At 71.7% G+C, this 16,968-nt stretch carries 11 protein-coding genes; 3 read left to right on the top strand and 8 right to left on the bottom strand.

Annotation, left to right across the window (positions count from 1 at the left end):
* Nucleotides 1–90: 90 nt before the first annotated feature.
* The 8 genes from ACZ6QQ_RS14310 to mqnE all read right to left on the bottom strand — a co-directional run bounded on the left by ACZ6QQ_RS14310 (nt 91) and on the right by mqnE (nt 10,960).
* Nucleotides 91–1,272 carry a hypothetical protein gene (locus tag ACZ6QQ_RS14310; RefSeq protein ID WP_465876533.1) on the bottom strand — a complete coding sequence of 394 codons (1,182 nt, stop codon included), beginning with the start codon at nt 1,270–1,272 and terminating at the stop codon, nt 91–93.
* A gap of 185 nt (nt 1,273–1,457) precedes the next feature.
* On the bottom strand, nt 1,458–4,073 hold the full coding sequence (locus ACZ6QQ_RS14305; protein ID WP_465876532.1) for a hypothetical protein: 2,616 nt from the start codon (nt 4,071–4,073) through the stop codon (nt 1,458–1,460).
* Nucleotides 4,070–5,761, bottom strand: coding sequence for a phosphate ABC transporter substrate-binding protein PstS (locus tag ACZ6QQ_RS14300; RefSeq protein WP_465876530.1), 1,692 nt, complete (start codon nt 5,759–5,761; stop codon nt 4,070–4,072). The genes ACZ6QQ_RS14305 and ACZ6QQ_RS14300 overlap by 4 nt, the downstream gene beginning before the upstream one ends.
* Nucleotides 5,758–7,074, bottom strand: a complete 1,317-nt coding sequence (gene pstA / locus ACZ6QQ_RS14295) for a phosphate ABC transporter permease PstA (RefSeq protein WP_465876528.1) — start codon at nt 7,072–7,074, stop codon at nt 5,758–5,760. The genes ACZ6QQ_RS14300 and pstA overlap by 4 nt, the downstream gene beginning before the upstream one ends.
* A 10-nt stretch (nt 7,075–7,084) precedes the next feature.
* Nucleotides 7,085–8,140 (bottom strand): phosphate ABC transporter permease subunit PstC, encoded by a 1,056-nt coding sequence (gene pstC, locus ACZ6QQ_RS14290; protein WP_465876527.1) that lies wholly within the window; start codon nt 8,138–8,140, stop codon nt 7,085–7,087.
* The gene (locus ACZ6QQ_RS14285; protein ID WP_465876526.1) at nt 8,140–8,658 is read right to left on the bottom strand and encodes a hypothetical protein; all 519 of its coding nucleotides are present in this window, start codon (nt 8,656–8,658) and stop codon (nt 8,140–8,142) included. The genes pstC and ACZ6QQ_RS14285 overlap by 1 nt, the downstream gene beginning before the upstream one ends.
* 309 nt (nt 8,659–8,967) lie before the next feature.
* The gene (locus ACZ6QQ_RS14280) at nt 8,968–9,651 is read right to left on the bottom strand and encodes a hypothetical protein (protein WP_465876525.1); all 684 of its coding nucleotides are present in this window, start codon (nt 9,649–9,651) and stop codon (nt 8,968–8,970) included.
* A 139-nt stretch (nt 9,652–9,790) separates the two neighbouring features.
* A complete protein-coding gene (gene mqnE, locus ACZ6QQ_RS14275) occupies nt 9,791–10,960 on the bottom strand; it encodes an aminofutalosine synthase MqnE (protein WP_465876524.1) in 1,170 nt (389 codons plus the stop codon).
* 258 nt (nt 10,961–11,218) lie between these two features.
* On the opposite strand from mqnE, the gene ACZ6QQ_RS14270 reads away from it, so the two are divergent.
* The 3 genes from ACZ6QQ_RS14270 to ACZ6QQ_RS14260 all read left to right on the top strand — a co-directional run bounded on the left by ACZ6QQ_RS14270 (nt 11,219) and on the right by ACZ6QQ_RS14260 (nt 16,826).
* Nucleotides 11,219–12,772, top strand: a complete 1,554-nt coding sequence (locus ACZ6QQ_RS14270) for a C40 family peptidase (RefSeq protein WP_465876522.1) — start codon at nt 11,219–11,221, stop codon at nt 12,770–12,772.
* A 208-nt stretch (nt 12,773–12,980) separates the two neighbouring features.
* Nucleotides 12,981–14,693: a hypothetical protein gene (locus tag ACZ6QQ_RS14265; RefSeq protein WP_465876520.1), complete on the top strand. Its 1,713-nt coding sequence runs from the start codon at nt 12,981–12,983 to the stop codon at nt 14,691–14,693.
* Nucleotides 14,694–15,209: 516 nt separating this feature from the next.
* Entirely contained in the window at nt 15,210–16,826 is a 1,617-nt protein-coding gene (locus tag ACZ6QQ_RS14260; protein ID WP_465876796.1) for a DEAD/DEAH box helicase, read from the top strand.
* Nucleotides 16,827–16,968: the final 142 nt, after the last annotated feature.

Genomic DNA, 16,968 nt, shown 5'->3' with positions numbered 1-16,968 from the left:
CCCCTCCCCCCTCCCCCCCCCCCCCCCCCCTCCCCCCCCCCCCCCCCCCCTCCCCCCCCCCCCCCCCCCCCCCCCGGGGCTGTGCCGGAACTAGCTGTTGGCCCGCAGGTCGGTGTAGCCGCAGGCCGCTTCGAGGGCGTTGACGGTGGTGGCCCGCTGCCCGAAGCCGAGCAGCTCGACCACGTTGCGCTGGGTGCCGCCGTCGTTCACGCTGGCGGTGCAGACCGCCGAGCCGGCACCGACGAAGGTGCTGGCGATCAGCGGGTTGGCCAGGTCGGCGGTCGGTACGACGTTGTAGACGTCCCGCCGCATCGGGAAGTTGGTGTTCAGCCGCCCGCCGACGATCGGCTGGGTGGCGGACTGGGTGGTGGTGCTCATGCCGGTCAGCAGCGCCGGGCCGCGCCGGTCGGCCACGGCCACCCCGGTCAGGGTCTGGATCGAGGCGCGGTTGGTCTGTGCGATGAACTGCGCGGCCGAGAACGGGATGACGTGGTTGAGGTTGCCGGCCAGCGGGGTGCCGTCGTGCTCCTGCTCGCGCGGGAACACCGGCACCGCCGGGGTGGCCGGGTTGCTGTCGGTGTCCGCCGCCAGGCAGGGGTAGTCACCGAGGTTGATCTCCGCCTCGGTGATCGCCATCCGGGTCGGGCCGATCCAGAACTGCCAGGTGCCGGAGTCGGCCTGGATCATGCGCGGGGTGACGCGGTTGCCGCCGACGTTGTTGCTGAAGCACTTGTAGACCCGCTGGACCTGGGACAGGGACATGTTGAGCGGCAGGTCGAGGTTGTTGGCGTTGATCGCCAGCGCGACCGCGTCGACGCCCATCGGGATGTAGGTGTACGTGCCGGTCGGCGACGGGCTCGAACCGCCGTAGCTGGAGGAGCGGGCGAAGTCGACGCAGCCGCGGACGTCGACGCCGTTGAAGAAGCCGGGGCCGCCGTGCGTACCGCCGAGGTTTTCGCCCTCGGAGGCGCGCAGCGCCTGCCGGCCGGCGCCGGAGCCGTTCGGCCGGACGAACGAGCAGGCCGCCGCCTTGGTCTTGATCGGGCTGGTGCCGCGCGCGTCCCAGGACGCGACGACCTTCGAGCCGTTGGAGACGATGACGTTGCCCAGGGCGTTCGCCGCGTCCTGGGTGGTGTCCGAGCCGACCCCGGTCAGCAGGCGGTAGTCGTCCGCCGTGGTCGGGTCGGCGGAGGCCGGAACGGCGATCGCGGCCATGGCCACGGCGACGGCGAAACCGACCGCCATCGCCTTGCCGATGGTATTGACCTTCATGAGTTGTCCCTTTCTGCGGGCAAGATACTCAAGCTCGCCTCCATGCCAGGCGGGCCGCGATCATCGTGGCGTTCCCGACCGGAGCGGCGAAACCGCGCCCAGACAAACGTTTTGCGGTTCTTCCTCTCGCCAACACTTAGGCCGGATGAACAGAAACCCGCGAATTGGTGCCGCGATTTCCCCCGTCATTTCGCGCCGCCGGGTGGCTTCGCCCGGGTGGCGAGTCGTTGCAGGATCGGACCGGCCACCCCGCCGACGAGACCGAGCAGCAGAACGGCGACGAGCAGATAACGGACCGACCCGAGCGGGCTGCCCGGCGTCGACTGGGCGGCCGGTAACGCGGCCGGCGGTGGCGTCGGCGCGGGTGTGGCGACGGCCGACGGCGGGTTGCCCGCGTTCGGCACGGTGGCCGGCGTGGTGGCGCTCGCGCCGGTCGGTGACGGCGCCGGGGTGGTGGCGGTGGTCGACGCCACCGGGCGTTCCAGCCGATCGGCGGCGACCATCGCCTGCTCGCGCAGGTCGGCCGGGAGCGGTACGTAACCGGCGGGCAACTGCCCGATGTCGGGTCCCGACTGCTGGCCGGAGCCGACGGCGTACCGCAGCAGCCGGGCGTAGTCCCGCCGGGCCTCGGCCGGGTCACTGGTGTCGCCGATCGCGTACGTGATCGTCGTCAACGGGTACGCGCCCGCCGTCGACCAGGCCCGGATCGGGTCGATCACGCGTACGCCGGTAACGCGGCTGTCCACGGCGGTGGACGCGGCGGTGGTCATCGCCGCGTTGCTCGCGCCCCGGCAGTCGGTCGACGGCAGCAGGGTTCCGATCACGTCTCGCCGGGGCTTGCAGAGCTGGGCGGTGGCCAGCCCGTACCGGCCGGCGGAGGCGGAGTCCGTCACCGACATCGCGAACCGGGTGCCGACCGACTGCCGGGGGATCTTCTCGTAGCCGTAGCTGGTCGACGTGCTCAACCGGTTGAAGAAGGAACTGGTCCCCTTCACGTCCGCCCGCAGGGTCTGCAACGCCGACTCGCTCATCGAGGTCAGGTACGGCCGCAGGTCGATCCCGCAGTGCGTGTGTTCCTCGCCGAGCGGGTCGATCTCGGAGGTGCAGGCGGAGTCGAGTTTCGGGAACGACTCGGGCAGCCCGGCGGCGAACACCCCCCGGTACGCCTCGTTGATCACCATGTCGTCCTCGTCGGCGTTCCCCTCCAGCCAGGCCCGTGCCTCCGGATCGCTCCACAGCCAGCGCCAGACCTCGCGGGCGGCGACCGTGCTGCCGTACGAGAACATCAGGCCGTTCAACGTGGCCGACTTCTTCGCGTCCCAGTAGCGGAACAGCGGGTTCAGGGTGAGGAACTCCTCGTCGTACCGGATGCTCTGCGGATTGGTCGCGGGCACACCGGACTTCGCATCGAGCAGGTAGCTCTGGGTGAGCAGTTTGGCCAGCAGGCGCGGGGTGAGTTTCAGATCGCTCAGCGCCAGTCCCCGCTGGGTCGCCACCTCGGGCGGGATCGGCCCGCTGGCCTCGTTCGGGTCGACCAGGTTGACGTCGACGTTCGTCGCGATGACGATGCTGCTGAGTGTCACCGGCGCGTGCACGAGCGCCGGCTCGGCCTCGGTGGTCGGCACCGGGTCGCCGCTGAGTACCAGGCCGGGCGCGGACTCCGAGGCGCTGCGCAACTGGTCCGCCGCCTCGAAGTCGCCGACCACGGTGTAGCTGAAGTTCGGGCCGGCGTTGGCGCAGACGGTGGGCCGCCACGAGGTGAGCGCCTGGGCGCCCACCTCGGCGCCGTTGATCCGCCGGGCCGCCGGGCCACCCGAGCAGGGTTCCCCCACCGGCTGGAACTCCAGCGGTACGACGATCCGGTGCTGCCAGAGCGCCGGGACGAACGGGCTGCCGTGCACCGAGCCGGTGCGGGAGACGTCCTCACCGGTGTACGGCTGGTGGTGCCCGCGCGGGACGATCACCAGTGAGCAGGGTCGGGACGGCCGGTTCTCGCCGTTCACGACGTAGCCGGTGCCGCAGCCCAGGTGCGGGGAGAGGTTGGCGTTCTGCACCTCGAAGACGGCCCGACCGGTGCCGTCGGCGGCGGTCACCGCGTACGGGTACTCGTTCGTCGACGCTTCGGAGAAGTACTCCCGCAGCACGTCGACATCGGTTTCGGGGCGGGTGAGGTCGGGGTTGTTCGGGACCGGCACCTGCTCGTACTCGCTGCCGGCGCTGCCGTCGCGACTGCGGTCGCCGGTCACCGTACGGAACGGGACCATTCGGGCGTCGGTGGGCAGGATCTCGCCGTCGCGGTCGCGGGGCGGGTAGTCGCTGGGGACGCTCCATTCGAGACTGCGCCGGCCGGCGAGGTTGCTGGTGGGTTGGGTGCCGCCCTCGGAGCCCGGTCGGGCGGGCGCGTCGATGTTCATGCCGAACTGGCAGGTCTCCCGGAAGAGGGCGCCGCTCGGGTCCGCCGGGTCGTTCGGGTTCCCCCAGCACTGCATGATCTGGAGGAAGTCGACCCCGAGCGGCCGCTGCGGGGTCGGCGTCGCCCCCGACCAGGAGACCGTGATCGCCTGGTTAGCCAGGTCACGGGTCTGGGACACGGTGATCGCGAGACCGCTGAAGTCCTCGTAGCCCTGCTTGCGGCCGTGCACGGTGACCGCCGAGCCGTCGTCGTCCCCGGTGGCGTCGGTGATCACCGCACCGCGCGCCGGCACGGCGGTCGGCGGTACGACGCAGAGCGCGCCGACGGCGACCAGCAGCACCGCAAGGGCGGTGACCCGCCGGGACAGCGGGCGGGCGGGCGGCGTCACCGGTCGCCCCCGGTGTCCGAGTCGTGCCCGCGCCGCAGCGTGTTGGCCAGCAGCGGCGGTCCGACGACCAGACCGACCAGCAGCACTCCGGCGAGGAGCATCATGGTGTGCCGCAGCCGCCAACCGCCCTCGCCGTCGAGCGACACCGGCACCGCCAGCACCTGCTCACCGTCGCCACCATCGCCGCTTCCGTTGCCGGTGTCGGTCCCCGTACCGGTGGCCGGGTCGACCGGTACGGCCGAGGCGGTGGGGCCGGCGCTGGCCGTCGGACCGGTGGTGGCTCCCGGCCCGGCGGTGCCGGTGCCGGCGTTTCCTCTGCAGGCGGCGGCCGGGAGGACCGGGGTGTCGTCGCGGGCTCCGGCGGTACCGGCCGGATTCTGCGTCGGGCCGCGTTTGTCACAGGCGGACGGTTGGGGGGCCTTGGTGAGCAGGGTGTTGGTGCCGCTGCGGTCGAAGGTCGGGTTGTTGCAGCCGACCACGTCGATGTTCCGGTCCACTCCGCCGGGAATCCGGTGCACCTGGTTGATGGCGGCGTCGACGAGGTTCTTCGGCAGCGGCGAGTAGCCGAGGTCCTCGGCCTGCTGCTGGCCCTCGCAGAGGAAGTAGTAGGCGAACTCGGCGAGGGTGTAGCCCTTGTTCTCGGTCATCGGGAGCTGGACCTGGTCGACCGGGAGGACCATGTACGAGTACGACGACAGCGGGTACGTACGCGGGTCGTTGAACTTGTAGACGTCGTCGAGGATCTGGGTCAGGAAGTCCGGCCCCCGGCTCTGGTTGATCCGGGCCTTGGTCAGCGCGACGGCCACGTTGGAGGCGGTCGGCTCGACGTAGTAACCGGCCTGGTTGAGCACCTTGGCGACCGGGAACCGGGCGTCCTTGGCGTACGAGTACTCGACGTAGGTGATCGCGCCCTCGGCGTTGCTCTGCGAGACGTACCCGGCGACGCCCTGGGAGAGGCTCTGCCCGATGAAGCCCTCGCTGGCGTTCATCGGGTAGCTGCTGGTGGGGCTGCACGGCAACGGCTTGTTCCACTTGCGGCAGTACGCGTTCCAGATCTCCGGGTACTGCTTGCTCATCCAGAGGGTGAACTGGGCGCTGGTGCCGGAGCTGTCCTGCCGGATCACCGGGACGATGGCGCGGGCCGGCAGGTTGAGCCCCGGATTGTCGGCCCTGATCGCCGGGTCGTTCCACCGCTTGATCACACCGGTGAAGATCTTCGCGATCACCTCGCCGGAGAGCCGCAGGTTCGTCACCCGACGGCCGCCGATCTTCAGGTTGTACATGAACGAGGTGCCACCGGCGACGATCGGCATGTACGCGTACCGCCGCGACGGGGCGATGTCCGGGGTCTGGAACGAGTCCTTCGTCCCGTACGGGATCTCCGAGACGCCGAAGTCGACGGTGCCCTCGGCAAAGGTGGACCGGCCGGTGGTCGAGCCGGACTGCGCGTAGCTGACGTTGATGCCCTTGCGGACCAGGATCTCCCGCCGCCACTGGTCGATCGCCCGACCACTCCAGGTCGAGCCACCGCCGTTGATCTGCACGTACTGCGGGGCCCTGGCCATCGCGGGCGCCGCCGGCACGGCCGGCGTGAGGAGGCCGACCAGCACCGTCGCCGCGGTGGCGGCGACGGCACGGGCCAACCGGCGGGTCACGCCGGGCCGGCGGCCGAAGATGCGTCCTGTCATTGATCCAACCTCTTGTCGCTGCCGAGGGTTTCGACGAGATCACCGACCGGCACGTCCACCGGTTCGGCACGGAGGGCTTCGCCGGCACGGGCTTCGCGGTCGCGCTGGCGGGCGGCGAACCGCCGCGCGTCCCGCCGGGAGGTCCGGGCCCGGCGCTGGCGCTGGCGGCGGCTGAGCTGGCCGGGGGCCCGGCCGCCGAAGAGCCGGGCCAGCACGAACAGGAACAGCACCAGCGCCATCAGTACGGCGGCCGCCCCGAAGCCCCGCGAGATCATGCCCTGGTCGCCCTGCTTGGCCAGTTCGAACGTGACCAGCGGCAGCGACACCTGCGGGTTGTTGGTCGGGTCGAAGTTGGTGCTCGCGGTGAAACCGGCGGTGAGCAGCACCGGTGAGGTCTCGCCGATGCCGCGCGCGGTGCCCAGGATGACCGCGGTGGTGATGCCGGACCGGGCGGTCGGCAGCACGACGTGCCAGATGGTGCGCCACTGGGACGCGCCCAGCGCCAGCGACGCCTCCCGCAGTGTGCCCGGCACCAGCCGGATGACCACGTCCGCGGCCCGGATGATGATCGGCAGCATCATCACGCTCAGCGCCAGCGCGGCGGCGAAGCCGGACAGCTTGACCCCGAGGCTGAGGATGACCGTGGCGTAGATGAACAGGCCGGCGACGATCGACGGCAGCGCGGTCATCGCCTCGACGATGGTCCGGACGAACCGGCTGAACGGGCCGGGCAGTTCGCTGAGGAAGACGGCGGCGACGACGCCGAGCGGCACGGTGATCGTCAGCGCGATGCTGATCTGCTCCAGCGTGCCGACCACGGCGTGCCGGATGCCGCCGACACTCAGCGGCTGCAATGGGCCGGTCAGCCGCAGGTCCTCCAGGTAGAAGTTCGAGTAGGACAACGCCTCACGGCCCCGCCAGAAGGTGAACCCGACGACCACCACCAGCGCCAACAGCAGCAGCAGGGCCAGGCTGTGCACGAAGACGCCGGCCAGCCGGTCGCGTACCGCCGGGCCGGACTCGTCCAGCGAGACCAGCAGCAGGTAGCTGGCGACGAACGTGACGTAGGCGAGCGCCACGAAACCGAGCACCCCGTCGAACGGCGCGAACTGGGCGAAGATCACCGTGGTCAGGCTGAGCGCGGAGACCGCCGCGCCGACCCCGGCGAACACATCGGTACGTCGTACGCCGCCCGTGCCGCGCCGCTGTTCGGCCGGCGGCCGGTCGTCGGGGCGTACCGGAAGGGTGGTCGCGGGGGTCGGGGCGGCGACCGGGGTGTCCCGGTCGACGGTCGCCGCTGATCTGGTACTCACCGGGATCTCCTCACGCGTCGCTCGACGCGCCGGATCGACTGCGGCTGATGATCAGTCCGGCGCCGAAGTTGACGATCAGGGTCATGACGAAGAGCACCAGCCCGGCCGCCATCAGGCCGGCGAGACCGACGCCCGCGTCCTCGGAGTAGCGCAGCGCGATCAGGGCGGAGATCGACCCGCCACCGTTCTGGAGGATGTGCGGCTGGATCACGTAGACCATGGAGATGACGAGGAAGACCCCGATCGTCTCGCCGAGCGCCCGGCCGAGCCCCAGCATGGTGCCGCCGACCATGCCGCCACGGCCGAACGGCAGCACGACCGCGCGGATCATCCCCCACCGGGTGGCGCCGAGGGCGAAGGCACCCTCCCGCTCACCGACCGGCGCCTGGGAGAACACCTCGCGCATCACCGAGGCGACGATCGGGGTGACCATCATCGCCACCACCAGCCCGGCGACGAAGGTCGACGCGGTGAGCGCGGTCGGGCTGGACATCGGGTCGCGGGGGTCGTACCCGTCCACCCGGAACAGCGGGATCCACCCGAAGTACGTGGTCAGCCAGCGGGGCAGCCCGTTGCCCTGGTCACCGTCGACGAGCAGGCGCGGTTGCAGGAGGTAGAGCCCCCAGATGCCGTAGACGACGCTGGGCACGGCGGCCATCAGGTCCACCAGGTTGATCAGCACCGGCCGGATCCGGCGCGGGGCGTACTCGGAGATGTAGAGCGAGGTGCCGACCGCGAGTGGCACCGCGACGCTCACCGCCACCAGCCCGATCAGCACCGTGCCGACGAGTACGCCGGCCACCCCGAAGTTGTTGCCCGCCGGATCCCAGGCCTGGGTGGTGAGGAACCGGAACCCGGCCAGCCGGACGGCGGGCAGCGCCTCGATGGTCAGGAAGGTCCCGACCAGCAGCATGATCGCCAGTACCACCAGGCCGCCGGTCCGGGCGATCCCGCGGAACACCAGGTCCGACGGACCGCGCCGCAACCGGATCCGGCGCGGACGGTCCTGCGGCCCCTCCGACCGGGGCGGTCGGGTGGTCGGCGGGGGCGGAACGGTGACCACCATCAGCCCGCGTCCCGCATTCCGCCGGCAACCCGGTTGGTCGGCCGGTACGTCGGGGTGACCGGTCCGGGCGCCAGCCGGGAGCCGAGCGAGCGGACCCGGGCCTCCGGCAGCGGTTCCGCCGCCACCGGCCGGGGCCGACCCCGTCGGGCACTGCGCGCCCCGGCCACGATCTCGGCCTGCGGCACGGCCTCCAGGAACCGGTCCAGGTTGTACGTGCACTCACGGGCGCGCAGGTACGACCGGCTGGAGACGGCGATGGTGATGCGGTCGACGTCGATGCGCCAGATCCACTGTCCGGTCCGTTCGACCGACGTTTCGGTGGTGGTGATCCGGTGGAAATTGCCCTGTAGGTCGAGCACCGACTGCCGACAATCGGCGTAGACCTCGTGATATCTGGTCCCGCGACCCAGTTGTCGGTTGTTGGGCGAAACCAACATCCAGAGGATGCCCTCCACCGTCGGCCCGCCCTGACTCTCGGGCATCGGCGCGGCAAGGAACACGAAGCGTGGACGCTGCACCCTGATCCCTTCCATAGCTGCTGACGGGCCGGTACACGAGGTCCGCGTACGGTTGCCGCCTTGACCGCCTCCCCAAAGGCCAGCTGTTGGGACAGCGTCGACACGACCGGTGACCGCGTAAGCAGCCGTCCGCTCACGCCAGACGTGCAGCACGTGAACAACACGTATTTCCATGTCATGCTTTCGTCCAAGATCGAACACCGATTGGCGGAGCGGTCGGCATCGCGGACGGATAAAGACCGATTAGGTCCCCGAACAAATCCCACCGCAAATGTTTTACGGCGCGAATAGGAAGAAGTCGCCAGATCGCTACCGGTTGCGCGTACCGCCGGAGGGGCGGCGACGGGCGGCCAGGGAGACGGCACCGACAACCGCGAGTACGCCGACCAGCCCCAGAATCCACCAGACGTTGGCGAACGACGCCGACCCGATCCGGAAGCCACCGGTCAGCCGGGGCTCGGTCGATCCGGTGGGCGTCGGATCGGCGCCCGCCGGGGCGGCCGGTGGCGCGGTGGCCGGGTCGGTGGGCACCGCCGGGCCCGACGCCGACGGCGTGGGGGTGCTCACCGGTGCGCCGCCGGCCGGCGGGCCGACCCGCCACTGCCGGCCGGAGACGGTGATCGGCGTGACGAACCGGTCCGGGTGCATGCCGAGGGTCTCGCTGAAGCACTCGACGACCACCCACCACTCGCCGTCGACGGGCGGGGTGTTGCCGAGCGCGGTGAGGAACGAGCGGTTCGGCTGGGCGGTGACCGCGTTCCGGTCGTAGCCACCGGCGCTCAGCGGCTTGACCACGTTGGCGAACGGACCGGCGGGCGGACCGATCCGTACCTGGGCGTTGGTGCCGTAGCCGGTGGGGCAGGCGGCGGAGGCGGTGGCGCTGGCGAAGATCGGGGTCGCGTCGACGGTGCCGCTGCTCTGCGACAGCCGTACGGTGCCCAGCGGCGCGGCGACCGCCGGCCCGGCCGAGAGCAGGCAGGCCACGGTCGCCACGACCGTCGAGAGTGCAGCGGATACGAGGCGGGTTCGGGGTCGATTCACACCGACGGGTCTATTCAGCCGGGGCGACCGCCGGAGCAATCACATCCACGCGCCGGACACACAACAGGTGAACGGCGGAACGCGGGTGGGATCAGGCCCAGACCTGCTGCGGCTCCGCCCGGCGCTGGGCCAGGGTCGGCGGGCGGTCGTACTCGCGGACGACGTTGTACCGGGTGTCCCGCTCGACCGGCTGGAATCCAGCGTCCCAGATCAGGTGCAGCAGGTCGTCGCGGTGCATCGTGCTCGGAGTGCCGTACGAGTCGGCGTCGTGGGTGATCTTGTATTCGACCACCGAGCCGTCCAGGTCGTCCACGCCGAAGTTGAGCGACAACTGGGCCACCGACAGCCCGTGCATCACCCAGAAGCACTTCACGTGCGGCACGTTGTCGAAGAGCAGCCGGGAGACGGCGAAGGTCTTCAGCGACTCGGCCGGGGACGCCATCGTGGTCTGCGCCTGGATCCGGTTACGGATCTTGCCGTCCGCGGAGTCGACGAAGTCGTGCTGGTAGCGCAGCGGGATGAAGACCGTGAAGCCACCGGTCTCGTCCTGCAACTCGCGCAGCCGCAGGACGTGGTCGACCCGGTGCCGGGGCTCCTCGATGTGCCCGTAGAGCATGGTCGACGGGGTACGCAGGCCCTTCGAGTGGGCCAGCCGGTGGATCCGCGACCAGTCCTCCCAGTGGCAGGCGTGGTCCACGATGTGCTGCCGGACCTCCCAGTCGAAGATCTCCGCGCCGCCGCCGGTGAGCGACTCCAGCCCGGCGTCGATCAGCTCGTCCAGGATCTCGTCCGCCGGCAGCCCGCTGATCTTCTCGAACCACTGCACCTCGGTCGCGGTGAACGCCTTCAGCTTCACGTCGGGCAGCGCGGCCTTGAGCTCGCGCAGCACCTTCGGGTAGTAGCGCCACGGCAGGGTCGGGTGCAGCCCGTTCACGATGTGCAACTCGGTGAGCTGCTCGTCCTGCATCTCCTTGGCCTTGCGTACGGCCTCTTCGATCCGCATCGTGTACGCGTCCTTCTCGCCCGGCTTGCGCTGGAACGAGCAGTACGCACACGAGGCGCTGCAGACGTTGGTCAGGTTCAGGTGCCGGTTGACGTTGAACATCACCCGGTCGCCGTTGCTCTCCGTCCGGCGGTGATGGGCCAGCCGGCCCAGCCACGCCAGATCGTCACTGTCGTAGAGGTCCTCGCCGTCCTGGCGGCTGAGCCGCTCCCCGGCGTAGACCTTCTCTTCCAGCTCGCGCTTGCGTCCGGCGTCCATGTCGGGGCCCGTCCCTTCCCTTGCGATCCGGCATCGAGCCTACGTGGGTCCCGGCGCCGTCACCCGGACGGCCGGCCGACAGCGACGTAGTTCACCGGATGTCCGGCTGTCACCAGACTCTCAGGCTCTTGTTACCCCCGCTCCAATCGACTTCCTTGCTGCGGTGCGGTAGACAAAAGTGGGACGCCGGGCACATCGCCGGACACGAGGGCACCGGAGCCAACGCTGCGGGGCCCTTGATGCTGGATGGGGAGCGGAATGGCAAAAAAGACGGGCATCCGACCGAGGCGACGCAGACGACCGCTGATCAGTCCGGTACTACGGCCGCTGGCCTGGTCCGCGCTGCTGAGCGCGGCGGTCGCGTTCGCCTTCGCCAGTCCGGTCTACGCCGATCCGGCCCGGCCGACCAACGTCCCCGACATCGGCTCCCGGCCGGCGGTTGCCGGCGCACTGCTGCTGCCCGGCGCCACCGCGCCCGGCTCGACCGGCCCCCAGACCCCGCTGCCGCCGCTGCTGAACGGCCCGCTCGCCACCCAGATCCAGGCGAAGGAGACCCAGCTCGCCCTGATGGGCGAGGAGTTACTCCAGCTACGCGCGGATCGCGACACCGCCGCCGGCCAACTGGTCACGGCGGACGCCGAGTGGAAGACCGCGCACGAGCAGTTGACCCTGGCTCAGGCGGCGGCCGACGCGGCGGCGGCCGAGGCGTTCAAGGACGCGGCCGGGCTCCCGCCGGGCGCGCTCGGCTCCGACCTGCACGGCCTGGGCGCGCTCAGCCGGTTGCAGAAGGGCGAGCAGTCCGGTGCGGACAGCATCGCGCCCGCCCGCGAGCTGGCCCGCGCCCGGACCGGGGAGCAGGCCGCGCGGGAAGCGCAGTTGGCCGCCACGACCGCGGCGGCGAACGCGGCGACCCTGTTCACCACGAAGGAAGCCGCCTACAAGCAGTTCGAAACCGACCTGCTGAAGCTGAAGCGGGACAACGCCGACCAGCTCGCCGAGATCGAGCGGGTTCGGGAGGCCGCTGAGCAGCAACTCAGCCCGAGCGGCGTGGGCACCGGCGACAGCGTGGCCGGCAAGGTCGCCAACCCGAACGCGCTGAAGGCGGTGCAGTACGCGCTCGCCCAGCGGGGCGACCCGTACGTCTGGGCGGCCGAGGGTCCGGACCAGTTCGACTGCTCCGGCCTGATGTACGCGGCGTACCGCAGCGTCGGCACGACCCTGGCCCGAGTGGCGAAGGACCAGTACTACACCACCCGCAGCCAGTCGGTCGACCGTTACTCGCTGCTCCCCGGCGACATGATCTTCTTTGCGTCCGGCACGAGTTGGACCACGGTGCACCACGTCGCGATGTATATCGGCGGCGGCAAGATGGTGCACGCCCCGAACTCGGGTGACGTGGTGAAGGTGTCCACGGTCTGGTGGTCCCGGTTCTACGCCGCTACCCGGGTCTTCCCCGCCGTGGCCGCCCCGAACACCAGCCCCACGACGCCTCCGCCGGCCACCACCCCGCCGCCGACCACGAAGCCACCGACCACCCCGCCGGCCACCACCCCACCGGCGACCACCCCACCGGCCACGACACCGCCGGCAACCACCCCGCCGGCCACCACCCCGCCGCCGCCCACCGAGCCGCCGCCCACCAGCGAACCGCCGCCGCCCACCACCCCGCCGCCGCCGACGTCCGAACCGCCGGACACCACCCCGGAGGAGCCGGACGTTCCCGAGGCGACCACGGCCAGCGTGCCGGCGCCCACCACACCCGCACGCACCACACCACCGGCAACGGCCGGTGCGACGCCGAGCACCAACTAGGGCCGATCCGACCGAGCCCGGATTCCGTTGGACCCGCCGCCCGGCGGGTTCGCCAGAATCCGGGCGAACGGCCTGATCTCGCGTCGGTTCGAACCGGACAACAGGCTCCGACTGTCCGCTCGTGCCCGGATGTGGCACGGTGAGGATCGAGGGCACACCCGGTCCGGCGCCACCGGTCCGGGCGCGGGTGCGGGCGCGGGAGGCAACGATGGCTGAAAAGCAGGCACCGCCAACGGTGGATTCGATCGGTTCGGGGAGCGGGACCCTGACCACGACACCACCGGACGCGGCTGAGGACACCAGCACACCGCCTCCGTCACCGGTGGGTCGCGCCGTGCCCGAACCGGCGCCCGACGAGTCCGCGCCCCCACCGGCGGCCGCGCGGGACAGCGTGGCCGTACCGGCGGGCACCACGTACCGGGCGGCCGAACCGGCGGGTACGGATACCGCAGCCGCGCAACCCGCCCCGGTACGCCTGGCTCCGGCCGGCACACCGCTGCAACGCCGTACGCCGAAGCCACCGCAGGAGGACGTGCCCTGGTCGGCGTTCGGCCCACGGCAACAGCCGGAGCCGAAGGACACCCCGCCCGCTCCCGCCGCAGCGCCGAAGCCCGGCCCGACGGTCCGGTACGTGATCCCGCCGCAGCGATCCGGGCTGCTCGGCGACGGCAGCGTGCGGGCCAGTGCCGCCGTGCCCGACGCGGCCCCGGTTCCGGCCGACGAGCGTGCCGGTGACGTCTCGACACCCAGCGGCCGGGCGAAGGTGTACCGGGCCGGCGAGTCTGCCGCACCAACCCCGTCCGAAGCCGCACCAACGCGGTCCGAAGCAGCATCGAACCCGTCCGAAGCAACGGCCCCGTCCGAAAGTGCCGTTCCGGTCGAGCAGGCCGTTTCGGTCGAGCAAGGCGCTCCCGTCGAGCAGGCCGCGTCGGACAACGCCGTAGCGGGCGAGCAGGGCGTACCGGATGACGCCACGGTGGTCGAGCAGGCCGGGCCGGTCGAACCGCCCACCCCGCCCCGGCCGCCGGACCCGGCGGAGCCGCCCAAGCCCGCGGAGCCGCCCAAGCCCGCGCCGCCGAGTCCGCCCGGCCCCGGACCGGTACCGGCGCCGTTTCCCACGCCCCCGGTCCCCGCACCGACGCCGCCCCTACCGGGACCGACGCCGCCCCTACCGACGCCGCCGCCTCCCGGACCGGGTCCGGTACCGCCGGCTCCACCGGTACCGCCCGGACCGCCCGTACCTGCACCGGTGCCGCCGTTTCCGCCACCGCCCGCGATGACCGCCCCGTCGCACCCGGCGTCGGCGCCGCCCGCAGTCAGCCAGCCGACCAGCACCGCCCGCCCGTCGAGCGTCACGCCGTCCGCGCTCACCGCCCAGCCGACCACCGCACCACCCACCGAGGCCACCCAAGTGATCACCACCGCACCACCCACCGAGGCCACGCAGGTCATCACCAGCGCACCGCCCGCCGAGGGCACCCAGGTCATCACCACCGCACCACCCAGCGAGGCCACGCAGGTCATCACCACCGCACCACCCACCGAGGCCACGCAGGTCATCACCACCGCACCACCCAGCGACGCCACCCAGGTGATCCGGCTGCCGGCAACGGACCACAGGACGGCACCGGACCAGCGCGGCGGCGGCCGGGGGACGGTGTACGGCGGGCCGGACAGCCCGCCACCGGCGGACATGACGGTCGCCATCCCGATCGGCAACCCGGTGGAGAACACCGGTTCGCTGACCGGGCACATCCTGGCCCAGGGCTGGACGGATTCACCGGCGTCGAACGCGGGCACCGGGAAGATGATCGGGGTGCTGGCCGCCGGTCTCGCCGTACTCGTGGCGATCGGTCTGCTCGTGGTGTTCGCCGCCGGGGACACGTTCAGCGCCATCTTCGGCGGGCTTCTCGGGAGCTGAGCAGGGGTCCGGCGGGGCATCCACGCTGGCCGTGGCGTTGGATCCGACCGGTTGCCGGGTGGGTGACCCTGCCCACTGACCGGGGTCGGTCGATGGCGGCCTCGCCGACAAGCCGTACACTTGACGCGATTACTGACCTGGCGCGCACAAAGCGCGCCCCTGGGCGATCTTGCGGGCGATTCAGCGGCGGACGTTGCCGCAGCGGGCCATTCGCGAAGATGCGCCCCGCTTGAGAGGTTTTTCTTGACGCCCTTCGCTGATCCCAGCACGTTCCCGTCCGTCTTCGACTCGGTCGACACCACCGAACAGCTCGCCCCCGTCGCGCAGGACTCCCCGGTGGACCAGGTGCCGCCGGCAGACGAGGTGTCGGCGACCGAGCCGACCACCGCCGACGGACCGGTCGACGCCGTGACCCCCGCGGCCGAGCCGGTCGACGCCGTAATCCCCGCAGGCGACGTACCCGAAGCCGTGAACCCCGCTGCCGACGCACCGGTCGCGGTCCGTGACTTCGCGGCCGTGAACCCCGCTGCCGACGTACCGGTCGCGGTCCGTGACTTCGCGGCGCTCGGCCTGCCGCACCAGCTCGTCCGGGCCCTCAACCGGGAGGGCATCAGCACCCCGTTCGAGATCCAGCAGGCGACCGTGCCGGACGCACTGGCCGGCCGGGACGTACTCGGTCGGGGCCAGACCGGCTCCGGCAAGACGCTCGCCTTCGGCCTGCCGGTGCTCGCCCGCGTCGCGGCCGGCGGCCGGGCCCGGCCGCTGCACCCCCGGGCGCTCATCCTGGTACCGACCCGCGAGCTGGCCATGCAGGTCAACGACGCGCTCGTACCGCTGGGCAAGTCGGTCGGCGTGTTCCTCAAGACCGCCGTCGGCGGGGTGCCGTACGACCGCCAGATCGACGCGCTGCGCCGTGGCGTCGAGATCATCGTCGCCACGCCGGGCCGACTCGGCGACCTGATCTCCCGTGGCGTGTGCAAGCTCGACGAGATCGAGATCACGGTGCTGGACGAGGCCGACCAGATGGCCGACATGGGCTTCCTGCCCGAGGTCACCGAACTGCTCTCCAAGACGCCGGCGAACGCTCAGCGGCTGCTCTTCTCGGCGACGCTCGACGGTGACGTCGACGCGCTGGTCCGGCGCTTCATGCACGACCCGGTGACGCACTCGACCTCGCCGGCCACCGCGGCGGTGTCCACCATGGACCACCACCTGCTGCTGATCCCGCCGCACGACAAGTTCGCCATCGCCGCGTCGATCGCCGCCCGGCAGGGCCGCACGATGATGTTCGCCCGTACGCAGATGGGCGTGGACCGGCTGGTCGAGCAGCTCGCGGCGGTCGGCGTACGCGCCGGTGCGCTGCACGGCGGCAAGACCCAGCGGGTACGCACCCGCACGCTGGCCGAGTTCAAGGAAGGCCGGACGAGTGTCCTGGTCGCCACGGACGTGGCCGCCCGGGGCATCCACGTCGACGGCGTCTCGCTGGTGGTGCACGTGGACCCGCCGAAGGACCCGAAGGACTACCTGCACCGGGCCGGCCGTACGGCACGGGCCGGTGAGTCCGGTGCGGTGGCGACGCTGGTGCTGCCGAAGCAGCGCCGGACCACCCTGGCGATGCTGGAGAAGGCGGGCGTCGAGCCGGCCCAGACCCGGGTTCGTCCGGGCGACGCGGTGCTGGCCGAGCTGACCGGTGCCCAGGCGCCGAGCGGTGTGCCGGTGGTCGTGGAGCCGGAACGTTTCAGCGATCGTCCCCGTGGCGAGCGCCGGTACGGTGACCGCCCGCAGGGCGAGCGGCGTTACGGCGACCGGCCCCAGGGCGAGCGCCGTTACGGTGACCGGCCGCAGGGCGGGGGCCGCTTCGGTGACCGACCGCAGGGTGAGCGTCACTTCGGTGACCGCCCCCAGGGCGAGCGCCGCTTCGGCGACCGGCCGCAGGGTGACCGGGCTGCCGGTGGGCGTCCGGCGGGCGAGTGGCGGGCCGGCGGTGGCGAGTGGCGGTCCGACGACCGGCGCGGCGGTTACCGGCACGAGAGCACTGCCCGGCACGACCGGCCGGCCGACGCCCAGGGCGATCGTCCGCGTACCGGTGGCGACCGGCAGTTCGGCGCGCGGCGTCCGACCCGTACCCACTGATTTTTTTCGCTTTTCGGCGCTGAGGCGGGGGGGGGGGGGGGGGGGGGGGAGGCGAAACCCCCCCCCCCCCCCCTGCTCCGCCCCGTCGGAGGAGGACCGTAGGGGGGATTGTCGAGGTTGAGAGGCAGTACGGCTTACGAAC

Source organism: Micromonospora sp. NPDC049529 (assembly GCF_055586685.1).
Note: the sequence above shows the minus strand (reverse complement) of the source record. Positions and strands in the feature narration are given on the sequence as shown.

Excerpts from the sequence above, each read along its gene's own strand:
- mqnE (WP_465876524.1), bottom strand. The coding sequence starts at position 10,960 with ATGGACGCCGGACGCAAGCGCGAGCTGGAAGAGAAGGTCTACGCCGGG.
- ACZ6QQ_RS14310 (WP_465876533.1), bottom strand. The coding sequence starts at position 1,272 with ATGAAGGTCAATACCATCGGCAAGGCGATGGCGGTCGGTTTCGCCGTC.
- pstC (WP_465876527.1), bottom strand. The coding sequence starts at position 8,140 with ATGGTGGTCACCGTTCCGCCCCCGCCGACCACCCGACCGCCCCGGTCG.
- ACZ6QQ_RS14265 (WP_465876520.1), top strand. The coding sequence starts at position 12,981 with ATGGCTGAAAAGCAGGCACCGCCAACGGTGGATTCGATCGGTTCGGGG.
- ACZ6QQ_RS14270 (WP_465876522.1), top strand. The coding sequence starts at position 11,219 with ATGGCAAAAAAGACGGGCATCCGACCGAGGCGACGCAGACGACCGCTG.
- ACZ6QQ_RS14300 (WP_465876530.1), bottom strand. The coding sequence starts at position 5,761 with ATGACAGGACGCATCTTCGGCCGCCGGCCCGGCGTGACCCGCCGGTTG.